Raw genomic sequence first — 10,509 nt, 5'->3', positions numbered from 1 at the left:
TTTAACCTTCTTCGCGCCGAGCAATGGTGTTAGTACGTTGAATTTTCTTTTGTAGCTGAATAATGCCGTATAACAAGGCTTCAGCAGTAGGTGGACAACCCGGTACATAGATATCAACGGGTACGATACGATCACACCCCCGAACGACTGAGTATGAGTAGTGGTAGTAACCACCACCATTGGCACAAGATCCCATAGAGATAACCCAGCGAGGTTCAGACATCTGGTCATAAACCTTACGTAATGCAGGTGCCATTTTATTTACCAAAGTACCGGCAACGATCATCACGTCAGATTGTCGGGGACTTGGACGAAAAACCACACCAAAACGATCAAGATCGTATCTAGACGCGCCCGCGTGCATCATTTCTACAGCACAACAGGCCAAGCCAAAGGTCATCGGCCACAAAGAGCCGGTTCTTGCCCAGTTGATAAGTTTGTCGGCGCTGGTGGTGACCACACCGTCTTTGAGAATACCCTCTACTCCCATTCCAGTGCGCCCTTCTTCCATTCGTAAATAAAGCCAACCACCAAAATGCCTAAAAATAGGAACATGGCCAGTAAACCAAATACGCCGACATCATCCAGCACTATTGCCCAGGGGAATAAAAAGGCAATTTCTAAATCGAAAATGATGAATAAGATGGCAACGAGATAATAGCGAACGTCGAATTTGCTATGGGTGTCTTCAAAGGGAGGGAAACCACATTCATAAGCAGAGGTTTTCTCTGCATCAGGTCTTCTGGGAGCAAGGACAAATCCCGCCAATAGGGGTACGACGCCAAATGCGACGCCCAGAATAATAAACAACAGAATGGGGAGATAACTCTCCAGCATTTTGCGCTTCCCGCTCTCTCTAAAAGGGTAATGTCTGGTACTAACAAGAATATCCGGACAACGTATCTGGCTTCTTTTATATCCGAGCCAGTTTTTCTTTGATACTACACACTAAAACCGATGATGAGAAGTCGTAATTTACCTTTATTTGGCAATTAGAAAGTCATGTTATGAGTTAGCCTGCAACCTCACTTTTTCAGCCATTTCGGTTACAGCAACGGGTTTACTAAAGAAGTAACCTTGACCATAGTCACAACCCAGATTTTTCAACATAGACCGTTGCTCATCATTTTCCACACCTTCAGCAACAACCCGTAAGCCCAAACCATGCGCCATAGCGATCATGGCGTTCACCAACTCTCGGTCACCCACATCATCAATGATATCGGCAATAAAGCTACGATCGATTTTCAAAATATCAAATGGGTAATGGCGTAAATACATCAGTGAAGAATAACCGGTACCAAAATCATCCATCGCCAATTGAATATGCATTTCCGTTAGGGTTTGCAAAATACTATCTGTATTGGCAAAGCCACTGAGCAACACACCCTCGGTAATCTCCAGCTGAAGCGTTCCTGTATGAAGTGGATGACGGTTCAAACAGTCTCGAATGAAATCAATTAGATAATCATCTCTCAACTGCGCCGGCGATAAGTTAATCGCTACATGCATTTTCGGAATAAGTTGTTGCCATTGGCTTACCGCTTTCATCGCCGTTTTTAACACATATTCACCAATCTTGATGATATGACCCGTTTGTTCGGCGATGGGAATAAACTCATCCGGTGCTACTTGCCCTAATATAGGATTATGCCAACGCAATAATGCCTCTACACCAATTAACTTGTTGTCTCCGAGTCGATGCAAAGGCTGGTAGTTTAAGTAAAACTCATCCCGCTCTAATGCCCCATGCATTTGTTGCTCAATACTGAGCCGCCGGGCTGCGGCCAAATTCATTTCTGGCGTGAAGAACGAAAAGTTATTTCGCCCCCGTTCTTTTGCATCAAACATAGCAGAGTCGGCATGACGAAGTAATGTTGAGGCATCACTACCATCTTGCGGATAAAGTGCCAAACCAATACTGGCTGTTAACATTAATTCTCTACCAGCAACGATAAATGGTCGCCTAAACTGCTCAAGAAGGTTTTCGGTGACGGTCAAAAGTGCATTTTGACTAGGGACTTCTGACAAGATAGCGATAAATTCATCACCACCTAAGCGACCAACCGTATCCCCTTTGCGTTGTTGAATTCTTAGTCGGTTTGCCGCTTGGACTAATATATTATCGCCGGCTTCATGACCCAAGGTGTCATTGATCTTCTTGAAGTTATCTAAATCGATAAACACGACTGCCGCAATAGTTTCATGCTGCTTAGCTTGCACCAGCACCTGATTTAATCTGTCCAGTGACAAAAATCGGTTCGGTAATTTTGTTAAGTTATCGTAATGCGCTAATTGTAAGATGCGTTCTTCTTGCCGTTTGCGAAGCGTGATATCAGAAACCACAGAAATGATGCCTTTCAATTTATCATCGGCGTCACGCAAATAATCCCAGACAATTTCCAACACTTTTTGCTGCCCGTCCATCGCTGTATGGGTGGTGATGTATGGCTCTGGCGTTATTTGTTTTTCGACTTTTTCAGCATAACGTTGCTTATGCTGATGTTTACCATGTGCTTCACTATTAAAGTCCCAGATATATTTGTCTAATAATGTCCCCGCATCAGCAGCCAAAATATCGTGATGGGCTTTATTGCTATAGGTGATCTTGCCATCCAAGTCTGATTCTTGAATACCGTATGGAATGGTGTTGAGGAGAATTTGCTGACGCTGCTGACTTTGGCTTAAGGCTGTTACTAAACGATTTTTGGCACGAAACGATCGATGAACCAAAAACCAAATCATCAATGACGTTAGTGTGACAAAAAACAAACCTTTGAATGTTTGAAGCTGTGACAAGACATTTATGTCATCGGCTAAAAATTCAATCACTCTGTCAGAGAAGATGATCCATAAGCCCGAAAATACGGCATAGGCCAATGCAATTTTAAGTGGCGCGAAGTGACCATTCTTACGATAGCTTTTAAACCACGTGACCAAATCGTCAACTAATCTACCCATGAATGGCGTGTTCCTTCCTGCCAAGCTTACAAAGCGCCGACTATAACAAATCAGATTCTTTACTGTCGCCTGAAATCCTATAAACTTTCTCACCTAGTCACTTAATGAGACGCCCATGCAAGGACTTTTATTAGCGATCGCAGCTTACGCAATATGGGGCGGCTTTCCGTTATTTTTCCATTATCTGAATCACGTCAGCCCTACTGAAGTATTGGCTCACCGGATTCTTTGGTCATTACTGGCAACCTTTTCCATTGGCCTCATTATTGGCCGTTGGCGAAGTTTGAGTCGGCTTATCATCAATATTGAACAAATGCGTTGGCTGGCCTTATCGTCAATTCTCATTGCGGTGAACTGGTTAATTTATATCTGGGCAGTATCAGAACAGCGGGTACTTGAAGCGAGCCTTGGCTATTTCATTACGCCAGTCATGAGCTTGTTACTAGCAAGGTTATTTCTTAAAGAAGAATTACACCCACTACAAACCGCAGCGGCCATCTTTGCCACCATTGCGATTATTTGGGAGTTAATCAGTCTTGGTGCATTACCTTGGGTAGGTTTGTCCTTGTCGATTGCATTTGCCTTGTATGGATTGATTCGCAAAATGCATCCGGTCGATGGCTTAAACGGCCTGACTGCTGAGTGTTTGTGGTTACTGCCAATCACACTGTTATGGTTAGCTTGGCAAGCGTGGTTTACGCCAAACCATCTCGCCTTTGGCACAACAACTTTTACAACAATCATGCTCATCGGCGCGGGACTTGTTACGGCTTTGCCATTAGTATTATTTGCGATGGCAGCCAAACGTGCTGATTTATCAGTAGTCGGCTTTTTTATGTACCTCAATCCCACACTGCAATTTTTGATTGGTGTGTTTGTACTGCACGAGGCCTACCCTCATGAACGTATTGTGACGTTTGTTTTAATTTGGATAGGCATGATTTTGTTCGTTGCGGGCATGTGGCAACAACGCCAACAGAAACGCCAGACATAAAAAAACCCGTAAAACAATTGTTTCACGGGTTTTCAAATTTGGTGCCGTTGGCCGGACTCGAACCGGCACACCCTAAGGCACTACCCCCTCAAGATAGCGTGTCTACCAATTTCACCACAACGGCAAGCGCAGGTATTTTACGGGATCTCTGGCAGATCTGCAGGGGTTTCTTGAGTATTTGTTGGCTCTTCAGTAACAACAGAGTTTGTCACAGTACCACTACGGTCAACATTACCAGCAAGGTACGCTAAGGTAAGACTGGTTACGAAGAAGATTGTCGCCAAAATTGCACTGCTGCGGCTTAAAAATGAGGCAGAACCTTGGCTACCAAATAAGCTGCCAGATGCGCCACCGCCACCGCCTGCAAAAGCAGCACCGGCATCAGCACCTTTACCATGCTGAATCAGAACTAAACCAATAAGAAACAGTGATACAACGATGTGAATCACTAACACTATAGCGTCCATTTACATTCCTAAATTTGAATTGCGGCTTGGCATATTTTAACGAAATCTGCCGCATCACGCGAACTGCCGCCGATTAGTCCACCATCGACATCGGGCTTGGCAAATAATGGGCCAGCATTATTACCTTTTACGCTTCCGCCGTAAAGTATTTGTACATTTTCAGCGATTTTCGGACTATGTTTTGCAACACGTTGACGCATCAGTGAATGTACATCCTGTGCCCACTCTGGGCTAGCTGTCTTACCTGTGCCGATAGCCCAAACTGGCTCATAAGCCAATACGGCTTTCGACAAACTCTCAACACCTTGATGCGCAATAATAATATCTAGTAATCGAAGCACCATTTCTTCGGTTTGCCCCAAAGCATGTTCTTCTGGACTTTCACCAATACAGACGATGGGCGTAATACCAAACTTCATTGCCATCTCATACTTTTCAGCGATGATGTGATCTAAAAATACCTGATCTAAATTGAGTTCAGCGTACAAACAACGTCTTTCGGAGTGACCAATCAAGACATAACGACTACCAAAATCTTGCAGCATCGCCGCTGAGATTTCACCGGTGTAGGCACCAGATTCAAACTGGGAGAGATTTTGTGTACCCCAAGATAGGCCTGAGTTCTGCAAGGCAGTCTGGACTTGCTGTAAATACAAGGCTGGGGGGAATAACGCAACATCAACACCAGCGAAGCTGTCACGCTCCGCCAAAATAGCTTCGAGCAACTGCTTATTGCTGGCGCTATTGCCGTTCATCTTCCAGTTACCAGCAATTAGCGGTTTTCGCACAGGCATCGACTCTCAAAAAATTAATCATAAAGCGTACCGACTGAGACAGCGCTACGCAATGACCACTTCAATAAATATATTATTTGTTATTGATAACGTCTTCGATAACGTCAGCTAGTTGTTTTGCTAATTGGCTAGTTTGGGTCGCATCACGACCTTCAACCATGACGCGAATGACCGGTTCTGTACCTGAAGCACGCAATAAAACGCGACCATTTTCTCCCAGGATATTTTCAACATCTAATACCGCTTCAGCAATCTGCGGATGCTCAGCCATATTAATCATTCGGCTCAGTCGCACATTAATTAAACGTTGCGGGTACTTCACTACCGCTGAACGTAGGTCATGCAAACTACTGCCACTTTGTTGTACTTCTGCCAACACTTGTAATGCCGAGACGATACCGTCACCCGTAGTGGTTTTATCTAGGCAAATAATGTGGCCAGATGCTTCACCACCTATAAGACCATCGACTTGTTTGAGTTTTTCCATCACATAACGGTCACCAACATTGGCACGGTGTAATGTGATGTTATGTTTTTCTAATGCGTGTTCAAGACCTAAGTTAGACATCTGCGTACCAACAACATCTTGTGCCGCATTACCGGTACGTTGGCGACCTCTGGCGATAATAAACAATAGATCATCACCATCAACCAACTCACCTTTGTGATCGACCATGATCAAACGATCACCGTCACCATCTAAAGCGATACCTAAGTCAGCCTGATTTTCTAATACGCTGGCTTGTAATAAACGAGGTTCGGTAGAGCCACAGTTTTTGTTGATATTTAAGCCATCTGGCTCGGTGCCCATAGTAATGACTTCGGCGCCTAACTCACGAAACACATTAGGGGCGATGTGATAAGTGGCACCATTAGCACAATCCACAACAATCTTAAGATTGGCTAAATCGACACCATCTGAAATGGTGCTTTTACAAAATTCGATATAACGACCAGCGGCATCAGACACCCGGAAGGCTTTACCTAACATCGCTGATTCAACCGTCGTTAATGGTTTATCAAGCATCTCTTCAATTTCAAGCTCAATACTGTCTGGCAGTTTTGAACCTTGTGCTGAGAAAAACTTAATGCCGTTGTCATGATACGCGTTGTGTGAAGCACTAATGACAATACCGGCTTGCGCATGGAAGGTACGAGTCAAGTAAGCAACTGCAGGTGTTGGCATCGGTCCCAACAGGTAAATATCGACGCCAGCGGCAGATAAACCGGCTTGCAGTGCAGATTCAAACATGTACCCAGAAATACGCGTGTCTTTACCAATGAGTACTTTGCTATGGCGCTCTTTGGCCAGTACGCGGCCTACCGCCCAGCCGAGCTTAACAACAAAGTCAGGCGTAATAACGCCTTCACCAACTCTGCCGCGAATACCGTCAGTACCAAAGTAGCGTCTTGTTTTATCAGTCAAAATCTTCAACCTGCTGTACATGCTGACACAGGGTAATGGCCTGTACCGTCTCTTTTACATCATGGCTACGAATGATCTTCGCACCCTGCCAAACTGACACTGAAGCCAATGCCAGACTTCCTGCTAAGCGTTCATCCACGGACACATTTAACATCGCACCAATAATAGATTTGCGCGAAACACCAACTAATAGAGGTAATCCCATTTCAACAAATGTTGAAAGATGTTTCATCAAACGCAAATTATGTCGTGCTTTTTTACCGAAGCCAAAGCCCGGATCAAGAATGATTTGCGAACGTTCAATACCCGCTTGCTCACAAGCAATGATTCGTTCATTGAGAAAATCTCTAACTTCGCTTACCACATCATCATAATGCGGCTCTTGCTGCATGGTTTGCGGCGTACCTTGCATATGCATTAAACAAACAGGCACGTTTAACTCAGCCGCAGCTGTTAATGCACCTTCACCGCGTAGCGCATTGACATCATTGATAAGACCAGCGCCAGCTTTCACTGCAGCACGCATGACATCCGCTTTTAAGGTATCGATTGAAATAGGAACATTGAGTTCGCTGCTGATGGCTTCGATTGCCGGAACGACACGACGAATTTCTTCTTCAGCATCAACGGGCGTACTTCCAGGACGGGTAGACTCACCACCAATATCAATGATTGCGGCGCCCTCTTCAACAAGTTTACGAGCTTGGGCTAACGCTTTATCAGCACCGTAAAACTTTCCACCATCTGAAAAAGAATCAGGCGTGACATTCACAATTCCCATCACGCGGGGCGCGGACAAGTCCAGAGACTTGCCCGCACAGTTCAAAATGGTCATAGCGCCTCAGTTAAGTTGGTCTGCGGGCTTACCAGATGGTTTCGCGTCATTTTCGCCAGATGTTGCGTTTGGTGGCGGTGTTGATGAACGATCGGTCCAATCTTTTGGCTCACCCGGTTCGCGGCCTTCCATAATGGCGTCAATTTGTTCAGTATCGATAGTTTCAAATTTCACCAAGGCTTTAGCCATTGCATGTAATTTGTCGATATTGTCCGTCAGAATTTGTTCTGCACGTTGATAATTACGGTTAATCACCGCACGAACGTCTTCATCGATTTGTTTTGCAGTTAGATCTGAAACCGCTTTGTGCTGCGTAACACTACGGCCTAAGAACACTTCACCTTCGTCTTCACCGTAAGACAATGGTCCCATGTTGTCCGACAAGCCCCATTTAGTAACCATGTTGTGAGCAAGCTCAGTAGCACGTTGGATGTCGTTTGATGCACCGGTTGTCACCGCTTCTTTACCAAAGATCATTTCTTCGGCAATACGACCACCGTACAGACTAGAAATATTACTTTCCAACTGTTGTTTGGTATAGCTATAACGATCTTCGGTAGGCAAGAACATGGTCACACCTAACGCTCTACCACGCGGAATGATGCTGACTTTATATACTGGATCATGGCCCGGGACGATACGACCAACAATGGCATGACCTGCTTCGTGATAAGCCGTTAATTCTTTCTCTTTATCACTCATGACCATTGAGCGACGTTCTGCGCCCATCATGATTTTGTCTTTTGCCAACTCCATTTCATGCATAGACACGAGACGTTTATCAGCGCGAGCAGCAAACAATGCAGCCTCATTCACTAAGTTAGCCAAGTCAGCACCAGAAAAACCTGGGGTACCACGTGCAATCACACTTGGTTGCACATCTTCATCTGCAGGTACTTTACCCAAGTGAACTTTCAGAATTTGTTCACGGCCACGAATGTCTGGCAATGGCACAACAACCTGACGGTCAAAACGACCCGGACGAAGTAATGCAGGATCCAATACGTCAGGACGGTTAGTTGCAGCAATGATGATGACACCTTCATTACCTTCAAAACCATCCATCTCAACCAACAATTGATTTAATGTTTGTTCACGTTCGTCGTTACCACCACCTAAACCTGCACCACGGTGACGACCAACCGCATCGATCTCATCGATAAAGATAATGCAAGGAGCATGTTTCTTAGCTTGTTCGAACATATCGCGAACTCGAGATGCACCGACACCTACGAACATTTCTACGAAATCAGAACCTGAAATAGTAAAGAATGGCACTTTTGCTTCACCGGCAATCGCCTTTGCCAGCAAAGTTTTACCTGTACCAGGTGAACCCACCATCAAAATACCACGTGGAATTCGACCACCGAGTTTTTGGAATTTGCTTGGGTCACGCAAAAAGTCGACTAATTCATGGACTTCTTCTTTGGCTTCTTCAACACCAGCAACATCTTTAAAAGTGACTTTAACTTGGTCTTCATTCAGCATGCGAGCTTTGCTTTTGCCAAATGACATTGGGTTTTTACCGCCACCACCTTGCATTTGACGCATGAAGAAAATCCACACAGCAATTAGCAGCAACATTGGGAACCAAGAAATAAAGATCTGCATCAGCAGGCTGGTTTTTTCGGCAGGCTCAGCTTTGATTGCTACACCGTTATCCAGCAAGTCACCAATCAAACCAGGATCATAATCTGGACTGTAAGTTGTGAATTTGCTGCCATCACTGAGTTCACCAGAAATTTGACGGCCTTGGATATCAACATTATTTACGGCGCCTTGTTTAACGCTGCTAATAAAAGTTGAGTAATCCATTTCGCTTTGTTTGGATTGCTGCGGGCCAAAATTATTGAACACCGACATCAGCACCATGGCGATGACAACCCACAAAATTATATTTTTCATCATGTCACTCAATGTTTTATACCTCTAGCCATGTTGATTGACGGCATTATTTTCGGCCTCGACCGAGCAAGTAAACCTCTCGGCTACGTGCCCGAGATGCTTCGGGTTTACGGGTAACTACTTTAACGAATTGTTCCCGCATTGCCTTTAAATATTCTTCAAAACCTTCGCCTTGAAACACTTTGACAAGAAAATCGCCATTTTTACTCAAGTGTTGGGACGCAAAATCTAGTGCCAGCTCCACCAGATACATACTACCTGGTTGATCGATAGAACCCACCCCTGACATATTGGGGGCCATATCTGATAATACAAGCTCTATTTCCTGATCGCCGACGATACTCTCCAACTTTTCTAGTACATCATTTTCCCGGAAGTCGCCTTCAATAAAATGTACGCCCGTTAACGGGGTCATCGGCAAGATGTCCAATGCGATAACCGTACCGTTATTGTTCATTTTCTTCAGAGCATAATCAGACCAACCACCGGGTGCTGAACCTAAGTCAACAACGGTCATGCCGGGTCGAATCAATTTATCCTTAAGATCGATTTCTTCCAACTTGAAAGTAGCACGTGAACGATAGCCTTTTTGCTGGGCTTTTTTGACATAGATATCGTCAAAGTGTTCTTTGAGCCAGTTTTGGCTAGATTTACTTCTCGCCATTAGACCAGTTTGCTGCGGCTTTTTTATCAGCAGTCAGCACCATAATCAGACCAAGGACACTTAACATTAAGTAAAGGTTCTCACTGAGACGATGTAAATTGTGGAATTTTGCACTCAAAGCCTCATCAGCGCGCCATTCGCTGAACGCTTTAATGGCTGCCATTTCAGGCTGAATGTAGAGTGAAAAAATGAGTGTTAATGCCAACATGGCAACCAATAACCAAAAACGCCAAGAGCGCGTTGCTACAAGGCGTTCTAAGAACAATTTACCGAGTAACAACATAGTGCCACTCACTAAACCAATGATATTGACTGCGAAAAATAAGATCGCTGCATATTCAGCAGCGATCATCGTATCAATGTTGGCAAATGCCAGAGGAACAGCTAAATAACCGATGCCCCACAAACTGCCCACCCAAAGTGTCAGCAGTAAACGTTCACCTGCAAAGTCTGCATAAACCAA

General features: G+C 44.6%; 11 protein-coding genes and 1 tRNA gene. 1 reads left to right on the top strand and 11 read right to left on the bottom strand.

Going from position 1 to position 10,509, the window contains the following annotated elements:
• Position 1 precedes the first annotated feature (1 nt).
• The 3 genes from OMP94_RS00435 to OMP94_RS00425 all read right to left on the bottom strand — a co-directional run bounded on the left by OMP94_RS00435 (position 2) and on the right by OMP94_RS00425 (position 2,961).
• Complete coding sequence (locus OMP94_RS00435) at positions 2-490, bottom strand: NuoB/complex I 20 kDa subunit family protein (RefSeq protein WP_266276413.1); 489 nt, start codon at positions 488-490, stop codon at positions 2-4.
• A complete protein-coding gene (locus OMP94_RS00430; RefSeq protein ID WP_266274793.1) occupies positions 481-837 on the bottom strand; it encodes an NADH-quinone oxidoreductase subunit A in 357 nt (118 codons plus the stop codon). Before OMP94_RS00430 ends, OMP94_RS00435 begins: the two co-directional genes overlap by 10 nt.
• Before the next feature lie 168 nt (positions 838-1,005).
• Complete coding sequence (locus OMP94_RS00425; RefSeq protein WP_266274792.1) at positions 1,006-2,961, bottom strand: putative bifunctional diguanylate cyclase/phosphodiesterase; 1,956 nt, start codon at positions 2,959-2,961, stop codon at positions 1,006-1,008.
• A 115-nt stretch (positions 2,962-3,076) separates the two neighbouring features.
• Between OMP94_RS00425 and rarD the strand changes: the two genes are divergently transcribed.
• Complete coding sequence (rarD, locus tag OMP94_RS00420) at positions 3,077-3,955, top strand: EamA family transporter RarD (protein WP_266274791.1); 879 nt, start codon at positions 3,077-3,079, stop codon at positions 3,953-3,955.
• A gap of 39 nt (positions 3,956-3,994) precedes the next feature.
• Here the strand turns inward: rarD and OMP94_RS00415 are convergent.
• The 8 genes from OMP94_RS00415 to OMP94_RS00380 form a co-directional block, all read right to left on the bottom strand.
• A tRNA-Leu gene (locus OMP94_RS00415) sits at positions 3,995-4,079 on the bottom strand.
• Positions 4,080-4,092: 13 nt separating this feature from the next.
• Positions 4,093-4,422 carry a preprotein translocase subunit SecG gene (gene secG / locus OMP94_RS00410; RefSeq protein WP_266274790.1) on the bottom strand — a complete coding sequence of 110 codons (330 nt, stop codon included), beginning with the start codon at positions 4,420-4,422 and terminating at the stop codon, positions 4,093-4,095.
• Positions 4,423-4,430: 8 nt separating this feature from the next.
• On the bottom strand, positions 4,431-5,210 hold the full coding sequence (tpiA, locus tag OMP94_RS00405) for a triose-phosphate isomerase (protein WP_266276411.1): 780 nt from the start codon (positions 5,208-5,210) through the stop codon (positions 4,431-4,433).
• Positions 5,211-5,289: 79 nt separating this feature from the next.
• Positions 5,290-6,642 carry a phosphoglucosamine mutase gene (gene glmM / locus OMP94_RS00400; RefSeq protein WP_266274789.1) on the bottom strand — a complete coding sequence of 451 codons (1,353 nt, stop codon included), beginning with the start codon at positions 6,640-6,642 and terminating at the stop codon, positions 5,290-5,292.
• A complete protein-coding gene (gene folP, locus OMP94_RS00395) occupies positions 6,635-7,423 on the bottom strand; it encodes a dihydropteroate synthase (protein WP_266276410.1) in 789 nt (262 codons plus the stop codon). The genes glmM and folP overlap by 8 nt, the downstream gene beginning before the upstream one ends.
• Before the next feature lie 60 nt (positions 7,424-7,483).
• Positions 7,484-9,385: an ATP-dependent zinc metalloprotease FtsH gene (gene ftsH / locus OMP94_RS00390; RefSeq protein ID WP_266274788.1), complete on the bottom strand. Its 1,902-nt coding sequence runs from the start codon at positions 9,383-9,385 to the stop codon at positions 7,484-7,486.
• A gap of 43 nt (positions 9,386-9,428) precedes the next feature.
• Positions 9,429-10,046: a 23S rRNA (uridine(2552)-2'-O)-methyltransferase RlmE gene (gene rlmE / locus OMP94_RS00385; RefSeq protein WP_266274787.1), complete on the bottom strand. Its 618-nt coding sequence runs from the start codon at positions 10,044-10,046 to the stop codon at positions 9,429-9,431.
• Entirely contained in the window at positions 10,033-10,509 is a 477-nt protein-coding gene (locus OMP94_RS00380) for a DUF4149 domain-containing protein (RefSeq protein ID WP_266274786.1), read from the bottom strand. Before OMP94_RS00380 ends, rlmE begins: the two co-directional genes overlap by 14 nt.

Source organism: Methylophaga sp. OBS3, assembly GCF_026319325.1.
Lineage (GTDB): Bacteria > Pseudomonadota > Gammaproteobacteria > Nitrosococcales > Methylophagaceae > Methylophaga.
Note: the sequence above shows the minus strand (reverse complement) of the source record. Positions and strands in the feature narration are given on the sequence as shown.

Coding starts and splice junctions, on each gene's coding strand:
- OMP94_RS00430 (WP_266274793.1), bottom strand. CDS start 837: ATGCTGGAGAGTTATCTCCCCATTCTGTTGTTTATTATTCTGGGCGTC.
- rlmE (WP_266274787.1), bottom strand. CDS start 10,046: ATGGCGAGAAGTAAATCTAGCCAAAACTGGCTCAAAGAACACTTTGAC.
- folP (WP_266276410.1), bottom strand. CDS start 7,423: ATGGGAATTGTGAATGTCACGCCTGATTCTTTTTCAGATGGTGGAAAG.
- rarD (WP_266274791.1), top strand. CDS start 3,077: ATGCAAGGACTTTTATTAGCGATCGCAGCTTACGCAATATGGGGCGGC.
- OMP94_RS00425 (WP_266274792.1), bottom strand. CDS start 2,961: ATGGGTAGATTAGTTGACGATTTGGTCACGTGGTTTAAAAGCTATCGT.
- secG (WP_266274790.1), bottom strand. CDS start 4,422: ATGGACGCTATAGTGTTAGTGATTCACATCGTTGTATCACTGTTTCTT.
- ftsH (WP_266274788.1), bottom strand. CDS start 9,385: ATGATGAAAAATATAATTTTGTGGGTTGTCATCGCCATGGTGCTGATG.
- OMP94_RS00435 (WP_266276413.1), bottom strand. CDS start 490: ATGGGAGTAGAGGGTATTCTCAAAGACGGTGTGGTCACCACCAGCGCC.